26 protein-coding genes and 1 riboswitch are annotated in these 19,395 nt (G+C 42.9%); of the genes, 3 read left to right on the forward strand and 23 right to left on the reverse strand.

Features of this window, described 5'->3' with window-relative positions:
* The coding region (locus ES017_RS12355; RefSeq protein WP_171334972.1) for a transposase at window positions 1–114 on the forward strand (114 nt) is incomplete at its 5' end.
* A 105-nt stretch (window positions 115–219) separates the two neighbouring features.
* On the opposite strand, the gene ES017_RS12360 is transcribed toward ES017_RS12355, so the two are convergent.
* The 3 genes from ES017_RS12360 to ES017_RS12370 are packed head-to-tail and all read right to left on the reverse strand — an operon-like array spanning window position 220 to window position 1,826.
* Window positions 220–492, reverse strand: coding sequence for a hypothetical protein (locus ES017_RS12360; RefSeq protein WP_021095912.1), 273 nt, complete (start codon window positions 490–492; stop codon window positions 220–222).
* 18 nt (window positions 493–510) lie between these two features.
* Window positions 511–1,092: an SMC-Scp complex subunit ScpB gene (gene scpB / locus ES017_RS12365; protein ID WP_021095911.1), complete on the reverse strand. Its 582-nt coding sequence runs from the start codon at window positions 1,090–1,092 to the stop codon at window positions 511–513.
* A 5-nt stretch (window positions 1,093–1,097) separates the two neighbouring features.
* The gene (locus tag ES017_RS12370) at window positions 1,098–1,826 is read right to left on the reverse strand and encodes a segregation/condensation protein A (RefSeq protein ID WP_021095910.1); all 729 of its coding nucleotides are present in this window, start codon (window positions 1,824–1,826) and stop codon (window positions 1,098–1,100) included.
* Window positions 1,827–1,895: 69 nt separating this feature from the next.
* On the opposite strand from ES017_RS12370, the gene ES017_RS12375 reads away from it, so the two are divergent.
* Window positions 1,896–2,402: a DUF309 domain-containing protein gene (locus tag ES017_RS12375; RefSeq protein ID WP_021095909.1), complete on the forward strand. Its 507-nt coding sequence runs from the start codon at window positions 1,896–1,898 to the stop codon at window positions 2,400–2,402.
* Between the two features lie 6 nt (window positions 2,403–2,408).
* Here ES017_RS12375 and ES017_RS12380 read toward each other — a convergent pair whose 3' ends face one another.
* The 6 genes from ES017_RS12380 to ES017_RS12405 form a co-directional block, all read right to left on the reverse strand.
* Entirely contained in the window at window positions 2,409–2,753 is a 345-nt protein-coding gene (locus ES017_RS12380) for a GNAT family N-acetyltransferase (protein ID WP_021095908.1), read from the reverse strand.
* An 82-nt stretch (window positions 2,754–2,835) separates the two neighbouring features.
* Window positions 2,836–3,300: a 6,7-dimethyl-8-ribityllumazine synthase gene (gene ribH, locus ES017_RS12385; protein WP_006318211.1), complete on the reverse strand. Its 465-nt coding sequence runs from the start codon at window positions 3,298–3,300 to the stop codon at window positions 2,836–2,838.
* Between the two features lie 14 nt (window positions 3,301–3,314).
* Entirely contained in the window at window positions 3,315–4,508 is a 1,194-nt protein-coding gene (locus ES017_RS12390; RefSeq protein ID WP_021095907.1) for a bifunctional 3,4-dihydroxy-2-butanone-4-phosphate synthase/GTP cyclohydrolase II, read from the reverse strand.
* A gap of 6 nt (window positions 4,509–4,514) precedes the next feature.
* Window positions 4,515–5,153, reverse strand: coding sequence for a riboflavin synthase (ribE, locus tag ES017_RS12395; RefSeq protein WP_021095906.1), 639 nt, complete (start codon window positions 5,151–5,153; stop codon window positions 4,515–4,517).
* 5 nt (window positions 5,154–5,158) lie between these two features.
* Window positions 5,159–6,235, reverse strand: a complete 1,077-nt coding sequence (gene ribD / locus ES017_RS12400; protein ID WP_042534380.1) for a bifunctional diaminohydroxyphosphoribosylaminopyrimidine deaminase/5-amino-6-(5-phosphoribosylamino)uracil reductase RibD — start codon at window positions 6,233–6,235, stop codon at window positions 5,159–5,161.
* A 142-nt stretch (window positions 6,236–6,377) separates the two neighbouring features.
* A riboswitch (FMN riboswitch) is annotated at window positions 6,378–6,510 on the reverse strand.
* 154 nt (window positions 6,511–6,664) lie between these two features.
* Complete coding sequence (locus ES017_RS12405) at window positions 6,665–7,105, reverse strand: peptidylprolyl isomerase (RefSeq protein WP_021095904.1); 441 nt, start codon at window positions 7,103–7,105, stop codon at window positions 6,665–6,667.
* A 119-nt stretch (window positions 7,106–7,224) separates the two neighbouring features.
* On the opposite strand from ES017_RS12405, the gene ES017_RS12410 reads away from it, so the two are divergent.
* Window positions 7,225–8,088, forward strand: coding sequence for a DUF1002 domain-containing protein (locus tag ES017_RS12410; protein ID WP_021095903.1), 864 nt, complete (start codon window positions 7,225–7,227; stop codon window positions 8,086–8,088).
* 46 nt (window positions 8,089–8,134) lie between these two features.
* On the opposite strand, the gene lysA is transcribed toward ES017_RS12410, so the two are convergent.
* From lysA to ES017_RS12480, 14 genes are all read right to left on the reverse strand, one after another.
* Window positions 8,135–9,454 (reverse strand): diaminopimelate decarboxylase, encoded by a 1,320-nt coding sequence (gene lysA / locus ES017_RS12415; protein WP_143249234.1) that lies wholly within the window; start codon window positions 9,452–9,454, stop codon window positions 8,135–8,137.
* Window positions 9,455–9,522: 68 nt separating this feature from the next.
* A complete protein-coding gene (locus ES017_RS12420) occupies window positions 9,523–10,992 on the reverse strand; it encodes a spore germination protein (protein ID WP_021095901.1) in 1,470 nt (489 codons plus the stop codon).
* On the reverse strand, window positions 10,949–11,551 hold the full coding sequence (gene spoVAEA, locus ES017_RS12425; protein ID WP_021095900.1) for a stage V sporulation protein SpoVABEA: 603 nt from the start codon (window positions 11,549–11,551) through the stop codon (window positions 10,949–10,951). The genes ES017_RS12420 and spoVAEA overlap by 44 nt, the downstream gene beginning before the upstream one ends.
* The gene (locus tag ES017_RS12430) at window positions 11,548–11,868 is read right to left on the reverse strand and encodes a SpoVA/SpoVAEb family sporulation membrane protein (RefSeq protein WP_012574655.1); all 321 of its coding nucleotides are present in this window, start codon (window positions 11,866–11,868) and stop codon (window positions 11,548–11,550) included. Before ES017_RS12430 ends, spoVAEA begins: the two co-directional genes overlap by 4 nt.
* 2 nt (window positions 11,869–11,870) lie before the next feature.
* Entirely contained in the window at window positions 11,871–12,878 is a 1,008-nt protein-coding gene (spoVAD, locus tag ES017_RS12435; RefSeq protein WP_021095898.1) for a stage V sporulation protein AD, read from the reverse strand.
* Between the two features lie 12 nt (window positions 12,879–12,890).
* Entirely contained in the window at window positions 12,891–13,235 is a 345-nt protein-coding gene (locus ES017_RS12440; RefSeq protein ID WP_021095897.1) for a SpoVA/SpoVAEb family sporulation membrane protein, read from the reverse strand.
* Between the two features lie 10 nt (window positions 13,236–13,245).
* Entirely contained in the window at window positions 13,246–13,665 is a 420-nt protein-coding gene (locus tag ES017_RS12445) for a stage V sporulation protein AB (RefSeq protein ID WP_021095896.1), read from the reverse strand.
* The gene (locus ES017_RS12450) at window positions 13,655–14,275 is read right to left on the reverse strand and encodes a stage V sporulation protein AA (RefSeq protein ID WP_009373802.1); all 621 of its coding nucleotides are present in this window, start codon (window positions 14,273–14,275) and stop codon (window positions 13,655–13,657) included. The genes ES017_RS12445 and ES017_RS12450 overlap by 11 nt, the downstream gene beginning before the upstream one ends.
* Window positions 14,276–14,354: 79 nt before the next feature.
* Window positions 14,355–15,092, reverse strand: a complete 738-nt coding sequence (gene sigF / locus ES017_RS12455; protein ID WP_021095895.1) for an RNA polymerase sporulation sigma factor SigF — start codon at window positions 15,090–15,092, stop codon at window positions 14,355–14,357.
* Window positions 15,093–15,105: 13 nt separating this feature from the next.
* Entirely contained in the window at window positions 15,106–15,546 is a 441-nt protein-coding gene (gene spoIIAB / locus ES017_RS12460) for an anti-sigma F factor (protein ID WP_004889709.1), read from the reverse strand.
* On the reverse strand, window positions 15,547–15,897 hold the full coding sequence (gene spoIIAA / locus ES017_RS12465) for an anti-sigma F factor antagonist (RefSeq protein ID WP_021095893.1): 351 nt from the start codon (window positions 15,895–15,897) through the stop codon (window positions 15,547–15,549).
* Between the two features lie 100 nt (window positions 15,898–15,997).
* Window positions 15,998–17,155 (reverse strand): D-alanyl-D-alanine carboxypeptidase family protein, encoded by a 1,158-nt coding sequence (locus ES017_RS12470; protein WP_171335145.1) that lies wholly within the window; start codon window positions 17,153–17,155, stop codon window positions 15,998–16,000.
* Between the two features lie 89 nt (window positions 17,156–17,244).
* Complete coding sequence (locus ES017_RS12475) at window positions 17,245–18,546, reverse strand: pyrimidine-nucleoside phosphorylase (protein ID WP_171335146.1); 1,302 nt, start codon at window positions 18,544–18,546, stop codon at window positions 17,245–17,247.
* A gap of 18 nt (window positions 18,547–18,564) precedes the next feature.
* Window positions 18,565–19,389, reverse strand: coding sequence for a purine-nucleoside phosphorylase (locus ES017_RS12480; RefSeq protein ID WP_171335147.1), 825 nt, complete (start codon window positions 19,387–19,389; stop codon window positions 18,565–18,567).
* Window positions 19,390–19,395 lie beyond the last annotated feature (6 nt).

The raw sequence follows: 19,395 nt of genomic DNA on the forward strand, positions 1-19,395 counted from the left end.
AAAATGGAAGGAACGAATAACAAGATCAAGCTGATCAAACGTCGGGGATATGGATACAGAAATATCCAGCGTTTTGCATTACGGGTTCGGTTAGAAACGACTAACATACTTTAATGGCAGGTGCAAGTACATCTTTTGGTGATGAACCAAAAAAAAACGGTCAATACATTTCGTAATTTTTTCACTTTAAAGAAAAAACAGGCGCATAAAAGCACCTGTTTACTTTCCTGGCAATGTGCCGATTTCGTATAAAAAAATTGCTAAACATAACACGCCGATCAGACTTGGGATCCATATTTTCATTTTTATCTTTTTCTTAGAAAAGCCGTAGCGTTTTTCTATTTTATGCAAAAAAACAAATCCAAAGACAACGATAAAAATTTTAATGGCACTTTGTACAATTGTTATATCCACATACGTTTCGATAAAGTAATCTATCATTCTTCCAAAGATGAGAGCGAAAATAAGAAAAATGAAAAAGCTAAAGCTCATTGACAATTCACCTTTGATTTACTCATTCGTTTCTTGCAGTTGTTCGTTGAGGCGTTCGAAAAATAAGTCGGCTTCGCGTTCTTCTTCTTGTTCATCCCATTGCGGCAAAGGCGGAAGTTCGTCTAACGTCTTTAAGCCAAAGTAGTCTAAAAACTCTTTTGTTGTCCCATATAAAATCGGGCGACCTGTTCCTTCCGCTCGACCTACTTCTTTAATTAACGCTTTTCCTAATAGTGTTTGAAGCGGTTTATCGCTTTTGACGCCGCGAATTTGTTCAATTTCTGCCCGCGTGATCGGTTGGCGATAGGCGATGATCGCTAACGTTTCAAGCGCTGCTTGTGACAACGATGACGTTGTTGGCGACTCAACGAGCTTTTGTAAATATGGCGCGCATTGTTTTTTCGTCACAAGCTGAAGCGTTCCTGCCATTTCAACAACAGTAATACCGCGCTCTGTTGTTTCGTACATACGTTTCAACTGTTGCACGAGTTCATAGACACGCTCTTCTTGTATATCAAGCACATCCGCCATTTGTTTATACGTCAATCCTTCTTCACCCGCCGCAAACAGTAACGCTTCCATAATGGCCAATTCATTCATATGCATCACCTTTTTCGTCGAATGTATAAATCAGCAAAATTGTTTTCTTGCTCGACAATAATTTCGTCTCGTTTCATTAGTTCAAGCAAAGCTAAAAACGTCACGACAATTTGCTCGCGATCGTCATACGGAAATAAATCATAAAAGTTCGTTCGCTCTCCGTTTTTTAATATTTGTAAAATTTCTTCCATTCGTCTTCCGATTGGAATTTCTTGACGCGCCACTTTCGTATGAAGCGGCTTTTGTAATTTTTTGCGCCGCAACAATTTGGCAAGCGCTCCAAGCATATCATACAAATCTACATCAAGCGCAAGTGGAGCACCATTCGCCGCATAAGCGGTTAAATCGCTCGGCGGTTTCGTAAATAAAAGCGCTCGCTCTTCTTCCCGCTCGCGCAACTGCTTCGCTGCTTCTTTAAACTTTTTATACTCGATTAACTGTTGCATTAATTGTTCGCGCGGATCTTCTTCGATAAATAATTCTTGATCCTCTAGCGTTTCTTCGTGTTTTGGCAACAACATTTTACTTTTCATTTCAATGAGCGTTGCTGCCATCACTAAATATTCACTCGCTACATCGAGCTGCAATTGTTTCATCGCATGAATGTAAGCCATATATTGCTCCGTAATTTGCGCAACAGGAATATCATAAATATCAATTTCATATCGATGAATTAAATGCAACAATAAATCAAGTGGCCCTTCAAATTGATCTAATTTTACATGATAATGCACATTGATCCCACCTTTTTTCACAACTAATAGTATAATACACGTAAGCATATGAAAAAAGGGGGCTTTCACTTGTATCCAAAGGCATATATCGAATATTTACTTCACTTCCATGCCACGCGCGACTATTTCGAATGTCATGAAGTGCTAGAAGAGCATTGGAAACAAACAAAGGAACATATATGGATCGGTCTCATTCAGCTTGCCGTTGGCATGTACCATTATCGCCGAGGAAATATCGCTGGTGCAAAACGAATGTTCACGAAAGCCATGCGTGCATGTCAAAAAGAAAAACAAGCATACGAAGCACTTGGCATACATGTCGAGCAACTTGTATCTCTGCTTCATACGTACGTGAAGCGAATAGATGATGGACAACCGTATGAAAGTATTTGTCTTCCAATTCACGATATTTCTTTGTTGCACATATGTCAACAACAATGCGATGTAAAAGGGGTTGTATGGGGAGAAAAAAGCGATATGTCAAACGAATATATTATTCATAAACATAAGTTGCGCGACCGAAGCGATGTCGTTGCTGAGCGTGAACGGCAAAAGCAAAAAAGACAGGGACGTTGATCCCTGTCATTGTTCACATTTATCCAAAAATGGAGCGGTCATGTCATTGGCGCATAACGACTTATTTGGATACAATTCTTTTAACGCTTTCACCATTTGCTTTCCAATACCTTGATGGCGATGGGATGGATTGACGCTAATATGTTGCACTTCAACCGCATGTTCGCGCACAATTACGCCGATAATGCCAATAAAATCTTCTTCTTGCTTCCATAAAAACAGCTGCCAATCGTCGTTTGTTTCATAGTTTTTCATCGTTTGTTGAAGCTGTTTTAAGTCTTTTTCATTTGGCATAAACGACAAAAGACCCATCGCAATTTTCTCATAGTTTTTTCGATAGCGAACTAGCATATGAATCCCTCATTATCGACAAGACTTATTGTTTACTCGCTATTGCTATTATAAACGGTCTTGCCGCTTTTTTAAACATTTTTTAAGAAAATGTGCGCATGACATTCGCCATTTCAATGGCGCTGAGCGCTGCCTCCCAACCTTTATTTCCTGCTTTCGTCCCAGCGCGCTCAATCGCTTGTTCAATCGTATCTGTCGTCAACACTCCAAAAATGACCGGAACGCCTGAAGAAAGAGCGGCGTGCGATGTTCCTTTCGCTACTTCATTACATACGTAATCGTAATGGCTCGTCGCTCCGCGAATGACGGCACCAAGTGTAATGACAGCGTCGTATTTTTTCGACTCCGCCATTTTTTTCGCGACAAGCGGAATTTCAAATGCCCCTGGTACCCATGCGACATCAATATGTTGTTCCTCTACTCCGTGACGTTTTAATCCGTCCAGTGCCCCGCTAAGCAATTTACTTGTAATAAATTCATTAAATCTCGCAACAACAATGCCAATCTTTAATCCTGTGCCAACTAAATTTCCTTCATATACGTTCATGTTTTTCTCCTCCTTTAAAAGTGCAACATATGTCCTAGTTTTTCGTATTTTGTGCGCAAATAGCGCTCATTATGGCGCTTCGCTGGCATTTGCAACGGCACGCGCTCAATGACTTCTAATCCGTACCCTTTCAATCCGGTAATTTTACGCGGATTGTTCGTCAATAAGCGCATTTTTGTCACACCTAAATCTTTTAAAATTTGCGCACCGATTCCATAATCGCGCAAGTCTGGCGCAAAACCTAATTTTTCGTTCGCTTCAACCGTATCGTATCCTTGTTCCTGCAACTTATAAGCGCGCAATTTGTTTAACAAGCCGATGCCGCGTCCTTCTTGACGCATATATAGCAATACTCCCCGCCCTTCTTCTTCAATTTGCGCTAAAGCAGCATGAAGTTGCGGACCGCAATCGCAACGGTGAGAGCCGAATACATCACCTGTCAAACATTCGGAATGAACGCGCACGAGCACAGGTTCATCTGGAATGATTTCACCTTTAACGATGGCGATATGTTCTTTTCCGTCTAACGTATTGGAATATCCGATCACTTTAAATTCGCCAAAATCGGTTGGTAACGTAATTTCCACTTCGCGTTTGACAAGCTTTTCTTTTCGATTGCGATAGGCGATTAAATCTTTAATCGTAATCATTTTCATATCGAATTGTTCCGCAATTTTCTTTAAATCCGGCACGCGCGCCATCGTTCCATCATCCTTTATAATTTCACAAATGACACCTGCTGGCTTTGCTCCACAAAGACGGGCTAAATCGACAGCTGCTTCCGTATGCCCCGCGCGGCGCAATACCCCGCCTTTTTTCGCAACAAGCGGAAAAATATGACCTGGTCGTTTAAAATCGCTTGCTTTTGCTTCTGGATTCAGCATCTCTTGAATGGTCAGCGAGCGTTCAAATGCGCTAATGCCTGTCGTCGTTGCTTTATGGTCAATGCTGACAGTAAAAGCTGTTCCGTGCGCATCTGTATTATGGTTAACCATTGGCGCTAAATCGAGCCGATCAGCTAATTCTTCGGTAATCGGCACGCAAACGAGACCGCGCCCGTGCGTAATCATGAAGTTAATGACTTCCGGCGTTGCTTTTTCTGCAAGCGCTACAAAATCCCCTTCATTTTCACGATCTTCGTCATCGCAAACGATAATAATTTTCCCTTGCATTAAATCGTAAATCGCTTCTTCAATTGTATGGAACATCAGCGCTCACTCCTTATATCCGTGCTCTTGCAAAAATTGCATCGTCAATCCTTCACGTTTCCCGCTAACGAACTGTTCAACATATTTACTAATCAAGTCACATTCAATATTGACAATATCGCCAACTTTTTTGGCACCTAAAATCGTCGCTTCACGCGTATGCGGAATGAGCGAAATCGTAAACGTTCGATCTGTTAAACCGAAAATCGTTAAACTTGTGCCGTCAACAGCTACAGAACCTTTTAAAATCATATATTTGCGCAAATGGCTCGGCACTTCGATGTCATAGTACACAGCGTTTGCGACAGGCTGTTTACGAACGATGCGTCCAACACCATCTACGTGTCCCGAAACGAAATGTCCGCCAAAGCGACCGTTCGCAGCCATCGCCCGCTCTAAATTGACTTTCGCTCCTACCACAAGCGTTCGAAGCGACGTCGCTCGCACTGTTTCAGGCATCACATCGACAGTAAAAAAGCGATTAGTAAACGATGTGACTGTTAAACAAACGCCGTTGACGGCAATGCTGTCACCGAGCTGTACGTCTTGTAGCACTTTTTTTGCCTCGATCGTCAAAACGATCGCTTCCCCTGTTTGTTTCATTTGTTGAATCGTTCCGATTTCTTCAATAATCCCTGTAAACATCGCGATCATCCTTTAGCAACGATTTTTATGTCTGGTCCGATCCTTTCGACATGTTTCACTTGTAAACGGAGCGCATCTATCATTCGTCCAAATCCTTCTCCACCGATGGCAGAAGAAGCTTCATTCCCCCCAATCAACATCGGTGCGATATACGCAATCACTTGTTGAACGGAACGAGAACGTAAAAAACTACCGTGCACTTGCGCTCCACCTTCAACAAATATGGACATGACGTTTCGCTTGCCGAGCTCAAGTAAAAGAGACGGAACATCAATTTTATTTTCATTCATGCGAATCATTTGTACATCAGCCTGTTCATACGGCTTCATTTGTTCTTCAGTGACGTGATGTCCGACGACGATCCATGTCGGAGCCATCTTGTCTGTCACAACGTTCGCATGAAGCGGTGTGCGCAAATGTGTATCAAGCACAACACGAATCGGTTGTTTTCCTTCATGACCGAAACGAACAGTTAAGCTCGGATCGTCGGCTAAAATCGTGCCGACACCGACAACGATCGCATCATGCATTCGTCGCTCGCGATGCACATCACGCCGCGCTTCTTCCGACGTAATCCACTTGCTTTCCCCTGTTCTTGTTGCAATTTTCCCATCTAAACTCATCGCATACTTTAACGTGACATAAGGCATTTTCGTTGAAATATAATGAAAAAACATTTCGTTTAACGCATCCGCTTCTTCTTTCAATACGCCGACGGTAACATCGATGCCCGCTCTCTTCAATTTTTCAATGCCTTTTCCCGCAACAAGCGGATTCGGGTCCGTCGTCGCAACGACGACGCGCTTTACCTTTTTTTCAATTAATAAATCGGCACAAGGAGGGGTTCTACCGTAATGACTACACGGCTCAAGCGTCACATAAACCGTCGCTCCTTCCGCTTTCTCCCCTGCCATGCGCAACGCATGTACTTCCGCATGCGGTTCCCCTGCTTTCAAGTGCGCCCCAAAGCCGACAATTTCACCATGTTTTACAACAACTGCACCAACAAGCGGGTTTGGCGACGTTTGTCCACGTGCTGATTCCGCCAATTGCAACGCCAAGCGCATATATCGTTCGTCCATATCGCACCACCTTTCCAGTATGAATAAAAAAACCCTAGGAACGACGTCCTAGGGCAAGATGTATGTAAAGATCGCCTTTTTTGCATAGCAAAAATAACCCATCGCCAAGCTTATTTTTTCCAATAAGTGACGTGAGTTTTTGGCAATCCTTCTCCCATCCAGACTATACTGTCGGCTCCGGAATTGCACCGGATCATGCCTTAACGGCTCGCGGGCTAAGAAACATCCGTTTCATTACCGCCGGTCGGGAATTTCACCCTGCCCCGAAGGATGCGCGTATTCCATTTTTATTCATTATATCACAATAAAACGAAATGTCTATGACTTTGCAATAAACAACCAATACATTGCTCCCCAAACGAAACTAACGAGTAAAAGGATGAAAAATAACGCCCAGTTTTTTTTCATCTCTTCATCCTTCCTTTAACTTTATTGTTCGTCCCACACCTTCACTTCTTTCATGACATCTCCATTTTTCATCGCCTTTACAACGTCCATGCCATCGGTGACTTGACCGAATACGGTATGCACACCATCTAAATGCGGCTGTGGTTCATGGCAAATAAAAAATTGGCAACTTCCTGTATCACGACCTCGATGGGCCATCGATATCGCACCTTCGATATGTTTATGTGGATTGTTGTCTGTTTCGCACGGAATGGTATAACCTGCATCGCCTGTTCCATTTCCAATCGGACAGCCACCTTGGCTTACAAATCGCTTAATGACACGATGAAACGTCAACCCGTTATAAAATCCTTCATTCGCTAGTTTTTCAAAATTGGCGACTGTTGTTGGCGCTTCATTCGGGAATAGTTCAAATTGCACCTTTCCACCATTCTCCATTAAAATATATCCTTTTTTCTTCATGAAACTTTTCCACCTTTCTATCGTAAAAACAAGTGTAGCTTCATTTTACTACATTTCGCTTCTATGTTCACGCAAATGTTTGTACAATAGTACAGAAAGAGATTGAAGGAGGTTGTCAAATGAAAAAGTGGTTTACGATATTTATTTTACTGTTGTTTATGATTCCGTCAGTTAGTTTTGCTGATGCGATTGAAGGAGACGTCATTATTACGCTCGGAGAAAATTTAACAGAGCAGCAAAAGCAACAAATATTAAAAGAAATGAATGTACCGGAAAACGCTGAAATCATTACGGTCACAAATGCAGAAGAACATAAATATCTCGGCGACATTATTCCGAAAGGACAAATCGGAACGAAAGCCATTTCGTCATCAAAAATTACGATTGGAGCACCAGGTTCAGGTCTGCAAGTCGAAACAAATAACATTAACTGGGTAACAAAAGAAATGTATATGAACGCGCTCATTACTGCAGGAGTGAAAGATGCAGTCATTTACATTACCGCACCGTTTCCTGTATCCGGAACAGCTGCGCTAACAGGGTTAATGAAAGCGTACGAACTTTCATCGAATGAAACGATCCCTGATGAAGTGAAAAAAGTAGCGAACGAAGAAATGGTGAAAACGGCACAGCTTGGCGAATCAATCGGAAACGATCAAGCGGTCGCGCTGCTCGCAAAAATTAAAGAAGAAATAGCGAAAAATCCGCCAAAAACAGATGCGGATATGCGTGCACTCATTGAGCGGATCGCTCAAGAACTTGGCATTACGCTAACAGAAGACGAAATAAACAGCTTGCTTTCTTTGTTTAATAAAATGAAAAACGTGAACATCGACTGGAATCAAGTAAACGAACAGCTTGCTCAAGCGAAAGACAAGCTATCTGCTTTTTTACAAACGGAAGAAGGGCGCACGTTTATTCAACGCATCGTCGATCTTTTGCGTGAAATATGGAATGCCCTTCGCGGAGCGTTTGGAGCGTAACGCCTACTTATGTGTGAACGAGCAATAACCGAGGTAACGACCTCGGTTATTTTTTTACTTTCGTTTTCAGCGGCAAGTCGAGTCGAATTAAATCTTCATACGTTTCGCGTTTCACGACAAGCTCTGCTTCACCATCTTCAACAAATACGACCGCTGGACGCGGAATGCGATTGTAATTATTTGCCATTGCATAACCGTAAGCACCGGTACAAAAAACAGCTAAATAATCGCCCGGTTGCGCTTTCGGAAGCGGCAAGTCCCAGATAAGCATGTCCCCTGACTCACAACATTTCCCAGCGATCGCTACCACTTCTTCACAATGTTCATGCATGCGGTTAGCCAACACCGCTTCGTATTTTGCCTCATATAGCGCAGGACGAATATTGTCGCTCATTCCACCATCTACGGCAACATATTGACGAACGTTTGGCACTTCTTTACGAGAACCGATCGTATAAATCGTTGTCCCTGCATCTCCAACAAGCGAGCGACCTGGTTCAATCCAAATTTCAGGAAACGGTAGATCAAATGCTACGACATTTCGTTTCACTTCTTCAATAATTTGCTCCACATATTGTTCCGGTGCAAGCGGATCATCTTCTTTCGTGTAACGAATGCCAAAACCGCCGCCAAGATTGACGACTTGTGCAGTAAAACGGTACGTATCACGCCATGTAGCAAGTTTCTCAAATAGCTTTTTCGCTGCGAGGACAAAACCTGTCGCATCAAAAATTTGTGAACCGATATGACAATGAATGCCCAGCACATGAAGATGGGAAGAAGCGAGCGCACGCTGTAATGCTTCATCCGCTTGTCCATTATGCAAATCAAATCCAAATTTCGAATCTTCTTGACCTGTTAAGATGTAGTCGTGTGTATGTGCCTCAATGCCTGGTGTGACACGTAATAAAATAGGCATCGTATATTCATGCGCACAGCAAAGCTGTTGCAGTAGCTGTAGCTCATAAAAATTATCGACGACGACACAACCGATTTTCGCTTCAATGGCCATTTGTAATTCTTCTTCACTTTTATTGTTGCCGTGAAAATGAATACGTTCGACCGGAAATCCAGCAGCTAATGCGGTGTACAGCTCCCCACCGGAAACGACATCGAGAGATAATCCTTCTTGTTCCATCAATTGCACGATTGCAATTGTCGAAAACGCTTTGCTTGCATACGCGACTTGCGCACGTACACGATGTTTATCAAACATTCGCTTAAACGCTCGCGCACGCTCACGAATGAGAGCAACATCATAAACGTAAAGCGGGGTTCCGTATAGGCGAGCTAAGTCAATAGTATCGACACCGCCAATTTCTAAATGTCCCCGATCATTTATTCGCATCGTTCCGTGCATAATTATACATCCTCCTGATGATTCCGAAATAATTAAAGAAAACGTACCATAAATTTTGGTACGTTTCAACCTTTTTATGTCGGTTGTTTTTGTTTATTTTGCGGATGTACGATGCTTGGGCGAATCGATGAACCAGCTACAGATCGCCGCACGATAATTTGCATAAACGCCCCCGGATCAAATGGAATAAACGGCCATAAATATGGGGTATTTAATGAACGAATGTTGGCAAGGAAAAGTAAAAAGACCGTGACGCCAATCATAAATCCAGGGACACCAAACAACGCAATGACAACTAAAAATAAAAGACGAAAAATTTTATTGGCAATGCTTAATTCATAGCTCGGGGTCGCAAAAGAACCGATCGCAGCGATAGATACATATAAAATCACTTCTGGCACAAATAGCCCAACGTCAATGGCAATTTGTCCAATTAATGCAGCTGCAATTAAGCCCATTGCCGTAGACAGCGGTGTTGGAGTATGGATGGCAGCCATCCGTAAAAACTCAATACCAATATCAGCAATAAGAAGCTGCACAAAAATAGGGATATTTGTTTTTTCATTTGGCCCGATATACGCCAACTTTTCCGGTAGTAACGATGGGTCAAGCACAAACAAAAACCAAAGCGGGAGTAAAAAAAGCGAGGCAAAAATGCCTAAAAATCGCACCCAGCGGACGAACGTTCCTACTGCTGGAGATTGTCGATATTCTTCTGCATGTTGAACGTGATGGAAATACGTTGTTGGCGTAATAATGACGCTTGGTGACGTATCGACCATAATGATCACGTGCCCTTCTAATAAATGTGTGGCAGCGACATCTGGTCGCTCTGTATACCGAACGAGCGGATACGGATTGTATCCTTGTTTCACTAAAAATTCTTCAATCGTTTTATCCGCCATCGTTAACCCATCAATTTGAATTTCGTTTAATTCTTTTTTAATAAGCTCGACAAGTCCTGGGTCGGCTACGTCTTGAATATATGCAATACAAATGTCTGTTTTTGAACGTTCGCCCACTTGCATCATTTCAAAGCGAAGCCGTTCATCTCGAATGCGTCTACGCGTGAGCGCCGTATTGACGACAATATTTTCAACATAGCCATCACGCGCCCCTCGCACCACTTTTTCGGTATCTGGTTCTTCGGGTGAACGCCCTGGATAACTGCGCACATCGACAGCGAACGCTTTCGTTTCTCCGTCAATAAACAATAAAATTAAACCGGTTAACAAAAAATCAACCGCTTCATCTAAACTTTTCACTGGATTCACTTGTTGGTGAACGAGACGGTTTTCGATAATTTCAGGCAGCTTAGCTGATTGCCGCTCGCGATCATTGACTTGGACAAGCATTTCGAGCAGTTCAATAATATATTGTGTATCACAAAGACCGTTACAATAATATAAGTGAACATCTGTTTTTAAAATGTTCAATTTACGGACGCCTAAATCGAAGCTCGTTCCGACTCCGATCGCATCTTTGAAAAACTGTTCGTTTTCATTCAACTTCGGAGAAATCGGTGTGTAACTTTCTGTTTTCATCGCGTTTGCTCCTTTCGAGAATATATTCAATCGCTTTGCGCGTAATCGGGCAACCGTTGCGAATATCATCACGACGTCTCATTTTTCCGATATCGCCAATTCCAACAACAATTGGGATATTTAATTCATCTAAACAATATACCGTATCTCCATTTACTCGACCGAATTCCCACTCAGCAATTCCTTCTTTATCGACACCGTATGATGTGAAGCTTCCATCATAATCAATGCAAATATTTACTTTTGTCCATTCTTGATTGTTCGTATCAGACGCAACCGCTATCGCTCCAAGCACATCGATTTGCTCATGCGTCGCGACATAACGAAGCGCTTGTTCACCTGCCCCTTCGCCGATAATGCCACTATCATCAAACATGACAAAAACAGGATCATACGGCGTCTGCAAAATAAGTTCAACAAGCTGCTTCCCTGTTAGCCACGATGGGTTGCCTTGCGATTGGCTAATACAGCGCGCACCAAATTGTTTCGCTAACCATTCAAGCGCACGTCGCACATGCTCATCTCCATCTGTCACTAAAATAACTTTCCTTTTTTTCATTCGATCCTTCCTCTCGGCTTACAAACAATAGCGGTCATCCAGGCGACGAAGATTGGAAAAGAAAGAAAAAAAACGACATTTGTAAAGTCCCCCGTTTTTACCGCTTGTATACAAGAAGCTCCAAGATGAACAAGTGTCGTTTCTACCCCTGCATGCGCAAATGACTGAATGGGACGGTATACACCGATCGATTCGGTCACCATACCGATAAATACAAATATCGTCATAACGCGAATAAACGACCACTTCCTTAGCAACAACTGTCCGATTAGCGCCAATGTGCCACCGATGACAAATGCATACACGTACGTTTCCATCTTTACGTCACCGCTTCAATGGCAATCGCATGAGCGATCGCTGGAATCGTTTGATTTTGTTTCACCATCGTACTATTAAATAAAGCTCCCGTCGCAACAACGAGCATTGTCTTTATTTTTTTCTCCCTCATCTGTTCAAGAAAATAACTGTACATGACAACAGCACAACACGCACACCCGCTTCCCCCCGCAAACGCTTGCTGTTCTGCATCGTAAATGAGCACGCCGCAATCGTTATATCGCTCGCTTATATTCATGTTGGCATCATGACATAACGACTTGAGTTCGCTGCTTCCGACTTTTCCTAAATCTCCTGTAACGATCACATCATACGCTTCCGGTGAAAGTCCGCAGTCTGCAAAATGTTGCCTTATTGTTGCAAATGCGGCCGGTGCCATTGCTCGTCCCATGTCGAGCGGATCCGTTATACCGCTATCGATTACTCTTCCAATTGTTGCTGTGCGCATGCGAAAGGGGGAACGGATCGTACTTAATAGTGCGGCCGCTCCGCCAGTCACAGTCCACGATGCACTTTCTCCTTTTTGGACGCCAATTGTCGTCGGAAAGCGAAACTGACGTTCAGCTGCTCCGTAGTGGCTGCTCGTTGCCACTAATACACGACGGGCAAACGCCCCGTCAATAAACGTAGCGGCAACAAGCATCGCTTCCGTAATCGTTGAACAAGCACTAAATACCCCTAAAAAGGGCACATCTAGTTCTCTTGCAACATAATTGGCGGTGACTGTTTGATTGAGTAAATCCCCCGCAATAAACAAATCAACGTCTTCTGTTTGTACGTCTCCGTTTGTTAAACAAATCGTAATCGCTTCTTTCATCAACCGCCGTTCTGCGAGCTCCCAACTTTGTTCATCGCAATATAAATCGTCATAAGCTCGATGAAATGATGAGCCGAGTGGACCTTCACGCTCTTTCGGACCGACAACCGTGCCGACCGATTCGATATAAATGTCAGTATCAAATACAATCGTTTGTTCCCCTACTTTTTTCATGTAATCCCCCCTTTATAAAAACAATGATGCAACATATGATGCTACAACTAACGTCACAATGATGCTCCCGCCAACAGAAAGCATATGTTCTGCCGCTCCTTCATTGCGATATTCGAGCGCACTTGCGCTCCATATGTTTGCTAAACTCATCATCGGCACAATCATTCCCGCACCTGCAAACTGTGTGAACTGGCGATACAATCGAGTAGGTGTCCATATCGCTGCACATACGATCAACGTCCCGTTCATCCAACGAATGGCTTCCGCCTCATTCATATGAAACCATATGCTGTACATATCGATGAGCGCTTGTCCAACGACCGCAATAAACCCTCCGAACAAAAATGCTTTTCCCATCTGTCTCCCCCTATCGATCAACAAAATATATCCAATGAAAAAGAGAGCCTGCTACTTTGCCAAATACCATCGCCATTAATAACACGACAATTTGTTCATCAATGCCGAGTCGTTTCGCTAAAATCGGAAATACGTTTAATACTTCCGTTAAGGCCGCAGCAAGCATGCCGACAAATACACCGCTAAGCAATCCGATGACGCTTGCCAAAATAGGTGGAAAAGAAAAAAGAGGATCGCGCAAGCTCACCCAACTGCTTACGACCGCACCGAGTACAACGCCCCATTCATACGTCGCGATCCATTTCATCGTTTTTGTGAGCTGCGTCAAGCGCGGAATGACACCAAGAACGGTTAAAAACGCCACAAAACCAGAACCGACAGCTAATCCTCCCGCCAATCCGACAAATGCTACAATTAGCTCACGAATCATCGTCCATTCGCCTCATCGCTTCTTTATTTTCATGCATAATGACATATTGATCGAGCGACTGTTGGTATTGAAACATTTCGACTTCAAGTGGGCTCGGCTCTTCATTAATTCGCTTTTTAAAAAAATGATTGAAAAATAAAATCATCCCGAGACCTAATCCGAGGGAATACGGAATTTGAAACCATAACGGTTTGTCTACTTCTTTTCCTGTGATTACCCGATACAGCCGTTGTTGTACTTGTTGCATGCTCACATCTTCGTGAAAATTCATAATTGCAAGCCCCGATCCGATAAATAAAAGAAGCCAAACGATTGGAACATATAAATAGCCCCATCGTTTTTTTTCATAAACGACTTCAACGATCGTTTGTGACGGTCCGAGCGACTGAATATCATCATGCGGCGCAACGGCCATTAATGCTTTCATCACATGCATGACATCAATAATAACAATGTTTCGATCTTTTTTTTGCACGGTATAAATCGGGGTTTGCACAATATCGTCCATTCGTTTCTTTGCGACGACTTGTGCAACATCTCCTACTCGAACCGTTGCATTTGGCTGCACTTGCACACGATGACGCATTTTCAAAAAAATCGTTTCTTTCATGCTCACACCTTGCTTCCATCATTGTATTTGTAGTATGAGATATGACCTTCCTCCGTATGCATAAAAAGCCCGAACGGACTTATTCATCCATTCGGGCTTTCATTTGTTGCAATATTTTTTTTTCTAAACGAGATACTTGCACTTGAGAGATGCCTAATCTAGCTGCCACTTCTGATTGTGTTTGATCTTTATAATAACGCAAATAAACGATGAGTCGCTCGCGTTCATCTAATTCTTCCATCGCTTTTTTCAACGCAATTTTATCAAACCAAACATCTTGTTCGTCTGCAATTTGATCAAGCAACGTAATCGGGTCGCCATCGTTTTCGTACACCGTTTCATGAATAGATGCGGGCGAACGAATCGCTTCTTGCGCTAATACAACGTCCTCAGGTGAAATTTGCAAAAATTGAGCAATTTCATTTACCGTCGGGACGCGACCGTTTCGCTTCGATAATTCATCTTTTGCCTTGCGAATTTTATTCCCGATTTCTTTTAATGAACGGCTCACTTTCACGGATCCGTCATCGCGAATGAAGCGTTGAATTTCTCCAAGAATCATCGGTACTGCATACGTTGAAAATTTGACGTCATACGATAAATCAAACTTATCGACGGATTTCATTAAACCGATACAACCGATTTGAAACAAATCTTCTGGCTCATATCCTCGGTTTAAAAACCGTTGCACAACCGACCAGACAAGCCGCATATTTTTTTCGATAATCTCATCGCGCGCTTGCTGATCCCCTTGCTGGCTCCTCCGAATCAACTCTTTGATTTCATGGTCTTTGACAGCTTGTACCTCGACATCCATAGGCACGTCTCCCTTAATTGCATAGCGCTTTGCTTTTCGTTAAATGCTTAATCAACTCCACAGTCGTTCCTTCATTCACTTTTGAGTAAATGTTTACTTCATCCATAAAGTTTTCCATAATCGTAAATCCCATACCGGAACGCTCGAGCTCTGGCTTCGTCGTAAATAACGGCTGACGCGCTTCTTCCACGTTTTCAATCCCTTTTCCATGATCGCGAATCGTTAAATGGACCGTATGCCCTTCAATGATGACAGAAATATAGACGACGCCGCTTGGATCATTTTCATAGCCATGAATAATCGCATTCGTTACAGCTTCGGATACGACCGTTTTAATTTCCGTGAGCTCATCGAGCGTTGGATCGAGTTGCGCAACAAACGCAGCAACTGTCACACGGGCGAATGATTCATTTTGGCTGAGGGCGGAAAATTGAAGATGCATTTCATTTCTCATTTACGCCACCCCCAACGTTTGTAATGCATACTGCTCATTGACTTCTAACCGAATAATTTTAAACAGCCCTGACATATCAAACAAACGCTTAATTGACGGAGAAACGGAGCAGACGACCATCTCTCCACCCATGCGTTGAATTTGCTTATATCTTCCTAAAATGACACCTAATCCTGAACTATCCATAAACGTTAGCTCATTTAAGTTTAAAACGATCGCTTTTATTCGCTCTCGCTCTAATACATCCGTCATCTCTGCGCGCAACTGTTCGGCTGTATGATGGTCTAGTTCGCCAGCTAATCGAACAAGTAATACGTGTTGTTTCACTTCCAACTGAATCGATAAACTCACTATCGTTTCCTCCTTATCCGTTTAGGTTAAGGAAGAATTCGATTTGTTTATGTGTCAATCCTTCTTACTGACAAAACTAGTCGTCATTCGTCTCATTTCGTCAAGATGTGCGTGAGAAGGAACGAAACATTCGTTTAAACAATTCCCACATATTTGCTTCTCCTACTTGCTCTTTTGCCACTAAAGGACTTTTCGCGATCACCGCTCCATCTTTTTTTATAACGAGCGTACCGAGCACGTCCCCTTTTTTCACAGGGGCTTTCACTTTCTCATTTAACTTCCATTTCGTTTGTACCGCTTCAGATTTTTCTCCTTTTTTCAATAGGACAGAAATCGGCTCAGATGTCACGGCGGCGACCACCTTTTTCTTTCCTTTGCTAACAGGGAGCATGGCAATTGTCTCGCCTTTTTTATAAAGCGGCTTCGTTTCGTAATGACTAAATGCATAATCTAACATTTTCGTAATTTGTGCATTTCGTGCTTTTGGCGTTGGCGCCCCAAACACGACAGCGATGACGCGCATGTTGCCTTTTTTCGCCGTTGCCGTTAAACAATATTTTGCTTCGTTCGTGTAACCTGTTTTTAATCCATCGACGCCCGGATAAAATTTCACAAGCCGATTTGTATTGACAAGCCAAAATTTTTTGTCCGTATTTTCTCGTAAATAATCTTCGTACATACCTGTGTATTTTGTAATTAAATCATATTTCAATAGCTCCTTTGCCATCATCGCCATATCATATGCAGTACTATAATGATTTTTCGCTGGTAAACCTGTCGTATTTTCAAACGCAGTATGCTTTAAACCAAGCTGTTTCGCTTTTTCGTTCATCATATGAACGAATGCTTCCTCTGATCCCGCAATTCGTTCCGCTAACGCAACGGACGCATCATTGCCCGATCCAATGGCGACACCTTTTAATAAATCGTCAACCGTCATTTCTTCTCCTGGTTCAAGAAAAATTTGCGAACCGCCCATCGATGCAGCATATTCACTCGCACGCACCCGTTCATCTAACTTCAACTTTCCTTGATCAATCGCTTCCATAACGAGAAGCATCGTCATAATTTTTGTCATGCTCGCAGGTGGAAGCGGCTCATGGGCATTTTTTTCATACAAAATAGCCCCAGTATCGCGTTCAATTAAAATAGCAGATCGCGCTTCAGTCGCTAATTCCACTTTCGGTTGTTCCGCATGCACGGATACGATCGGAATAAATAATAACGCGATGGCAAGCACATAAAAAAATCGCTTCATCTCCAACCCTCCATTTCTTTATACTTGCCATCCTTTCCATTTTTTATTTTTTATATACATAAAAAACCTGAAGGAACGAGTCCTTCAGGTTACGAAATTTTATCATAAATTAATGTTGGAGCTTGGACAGGTGTCGTAGAAATGCGAATGTTTTCATATAGTTTTTGTTTCACATCATCAATTTGTTCACGGTTGCTGTAAATCGTAACGAGTGATTCACCTTTTTTCACCGCATCGCCAACTTTTTTACGAAGCACTAAACCGACGGCTAAATCAATTGTTGATTCTTTCGTCGCACGGCCTGCACCGAGCCACATCGCTGCCGTTCCAACCGCATCCGCCACAATTTCTGATACGTATCCATCTTCTTTCGCTTCAAGTTCAATGACATATTTGGCTTGCGGCAATTTGCTTGGGTCATCAACGACAGATGCATCGCCACCTTGTGCAGCTAAAAACGTTTTGAATGTTTGAAGTGCTGAGCCATCTTTCATTGCTTTCTCTAACATATGACGAGCTTCTTCGAGCGAAGATGCTTTTTCCGCTAAATATACCATATGGCTTCCAAGTACTAAGCAAAGCTCTTGTAAGTCTTCTGGACCTTCACCTTTTAACGTATCGATCGCTTCTTTCACTTCAAGCGCATTTCCGATCGCATAGCCGAGCGGTTGACTCATATCAGAAATAATTGCCATTGTTTTACGTCCAACGCGGTTGCCGATATCAACCATCGCTTTTGCTAACGCTTTAGCGTCGTTTAAATCTTTCATAAACGCGCCTGCACCTGTTTTTACGTCAAGTACGATCGCATCTGCACCTGCTGCAATTTTTTTGCTCATAATCGATGAAGCAATTAACGGGATGCTGTTCACCGTTGCTGTTACATCGCGAAGCGCATACAATTTTTTATCGGCTGGCGTTAAATTACCCGACTGACCGACAACAGCAATTTTATTTTTATTGACAAGTTCAATAAATTCGTCGTTGTTAATTTCAACATGAAATCCTGGCACAGATTCTAATTTATCGATCGTTCCGCCTGTGTGACCAAGACCACGGCCAGACATTTTTGCAACCGGAACGCCGACAGATGCAACAAGTGGACCTAAAACGAGCGTCGTCGTATCGCCTACACCACCTGTTGAATGTTTATCGACTTTAATACCTTCGATTTTTGAAAGATCAATCGTATCACCGGAATGCACCATCGCCATCGTTAATTCGGCTGTTTCTTCTTCGTTCATGCCGCGGAAAAAAATCGCCATCGCTAATGCGCTCATTTGATAGTCTGGAATGTCACCTTTTGTATAACCTTCAATGATAAAATGAATTTCTTCTTTCGTTAATGCGTGGCCGTCACGTTTTTTCTCAATTAAATCGACCATTCTCATCGTCATTCACCTTCTCGTTTATTTTTTCGCCATGTTGCGCACGATTGCTTTTACAAATCGTAAAAAGTCCGCTTTTACTTTTTCTGTCGTTTCGATCACTTCATCGTGTGTCAGTGGCTGATCTAAAATACCTGCAGCCATATTGGAAATGCAAGAAATTCCTAATACTTCCATGTTCGCATGGCGAGCGACAATGACTTCTGGTACGGTCGACATGCCGACCGCATCGCCACCCATGACGCGAATCATGCGGATTTCTGCTGGTGTTTCGTATGCTGGACCTGTATTGGCGACATATACCCCTTCGCGCACACGCAATCCAATTTCATTCGCCACATCTTTCGCGAGTTGACGAAGTCTTTTGCTATATGCTTCCGACATGTCTGGGAAGCGCACACCAAGTGCAGCATCATTCGGACCGATAAGCGGATTGCCGCCCATGTTGTTAATATGGTCTGAAATAATCATTAAATCGCCCGGTTCAAACGATTCATTCACACCACCTGCTGCATTTGTGACAATAAGCTGTTCCACACCGAGCGCTTTCATCACGCGTACAGGAAACGTCACTTTATCGAAACTGTATCCTTCATAATAATGGAAACGACCTTGCATAACGACAACTGTCGCTCCTTCTAATTGACCGTATACGAGCTGACCTGCATGTCCTTCGACCGTCGATACAGGGAAATTCGGAATGTCGCTGTATGGAATTTTGATCGCTTGTTCAATTTCATCTGCCAACACACCTAAACCGGAACCGAGGATGAGACCGATTTGTGGCGGGGTTGGAAACTTTTCTTTTAAAAATTGTGCCGCTTGTTCAATTGCTGCTCGATTCATTTTGTC

Source organism: Anoxybacillus sp. EFIL, assembly GCF_013096955.1.
Lineage (GTDB): Bacteria > Bacillota > Bacilli > Bacillales > Anoxybacillaceae > Anoxybacillus > Anoxybacillus ayderensis.

Excerpts from the sequence above, each read along its gene's own strand:
- ES017_RS12410 (WP_021095903.1), top strand. The coding sequence starts at position 7,225 with ATGAAAAAGTGGTTTACGATATTTATTTTACTGTTGTTTATGATTCCG.
- ES017_RS12380 (WP_021095908.1), bottom strand. The coding sequence starts at position 2,753 with ATGCTAGTTCGCTATCGAAAAAACTATGAGAAAATTGCGATGGGTCTT.
- ribH (WP_006318211.1), bottom strand. The coding sequence starts at position 3,300 with ATGAACGTATATGAAGGAAATTTAGTTGGCACAGGATTAAAGATTGGC.
- ES017_RS12430 (WP_012574655.1), bottom strand. The coding sequence starts at position 11,868 with ATGGAAACGTACGTGTATGCATTTGTCATCGGTGGCACATTGGCGCTA.
- ribE (WP_021095906.1), bottom strand. The coding sequence starts at position 5,153 with ATGTTTACAGGGATTATTGAAGAAATCGGAACGATTCAACAAATGAAA.
- sigF (WP_021095895.1), bottom strand. The coding sequence starts at position 15,092 with ATGGATGTCGAGGTACAAGCTGTCAAAGACCATGAAATCAAAGAGTTG.
- ES017_RS12480 (WP_171335147.1), bottom strand. The coding sequence starts at position 19,389 with ATGAATCGAGCAGCAATTGAACAAGCGGCACAATTTTTAAAAGAAAAG.
- spoIIAB (WP_004889709.1), bottom strand. The coding sequence starts at position 15,546 with ATGAGAAATGAAATGCATCTTCAATTTTCCGCCCTCAGCCAAAATGAA.
- ES017_RS12470 (WP_171335145.1), bottom strand. The coding sequence starts at position 17,155 with ATGAAGCGATTTTTTTATGTGCTTGCCATCGCGTTATTATTTATTCCG.
- ES017_RS12450 (WP_009373802.1), bottom strand. The coding sequence starts at position 14,275 with ATGAAAGAAACGATTTTTTTGAAAATGCGTCATCGTGTGCAAGTGCAG.
- ES017_RS12445 (WP_021095896.1), bottom strand. The coding sequence starts at position 13,665 with ATGATTCGTGAGCTAATTGTAGCATTTGTCGGATTGGCGGGAGGATTA.
- ES017_RS12360 (WP_021095912.1), bottom strand. The coding sequence starts at position 492 with ATGAGCTTTAGCTTTTTCATTTTTCTTATTTTCGCTCTCATCTTTGGA.
- ribD (WP_042534380.1), bottom strand. The coding sequence starts at position 6,235 with ATGGACGAACGATATATGCGCTTGGCGTTGCAATTGGCGGAATCAGCA.
- ES017_RS12420 (WP_021095901.1), bottom strand. The coding sequence starts at position 10,992 with ATGAAAACAGAAAGTTACACACCGATTTCTCCGAAGTTGAATGAAAAC.
- spoVAD (WP_021095898.1), bottom strand. The coding sequence starts at position 12,878 with ATGAAAAAAGTAGGGGAACAAACGATTGTATTTGATACTGACATTTAT.
- ES017_RS12440 (WP_021095897.1), bottom strand. The coding sequence starts at position 13,235 with ATGGGAAAAGCATTTTTGTTCGGAGGGTTTATTGCGGTCGTTGGACAA.
- ES017_RS12390 (WP_021095907.1), bottom strand. The coding sequence starts at position 4,508 with ATGTTCCATACAATTGAAGAAGCGATTTACGATTTAATGCAAGGGAAA.
- scpB (WP_021095911.1), bottom strand. The coding sequence starts at position 1,092 with ATGAATGAATTGGCCATTATGGAAGCGTTACTGTTTGCGGCGGGTGAA.
- ES017_RS12475 (WP_171335146.1), bottom strand. The coding sequence starts at position 18,546 with ATGAGAATGGTCGATTTAATTGAGAAAAAACGTGACGGCCACGCATTA.
- spoVAEA (WP_021095900.1), bottom strand. The coding sequence starts at position 11,551 with ATGAAAAAAAGGAAAGTTATTTTAGTGACAGATGGAGATGAGCATGTG.
- ES017_RS12405 (WP_021095904.1), bottom strand. The coding sequence starts at position 7,105 with ATGAAGAAAAAAGGATATATTTTAATGGAGAATGGTGGAAAGGTGCAA.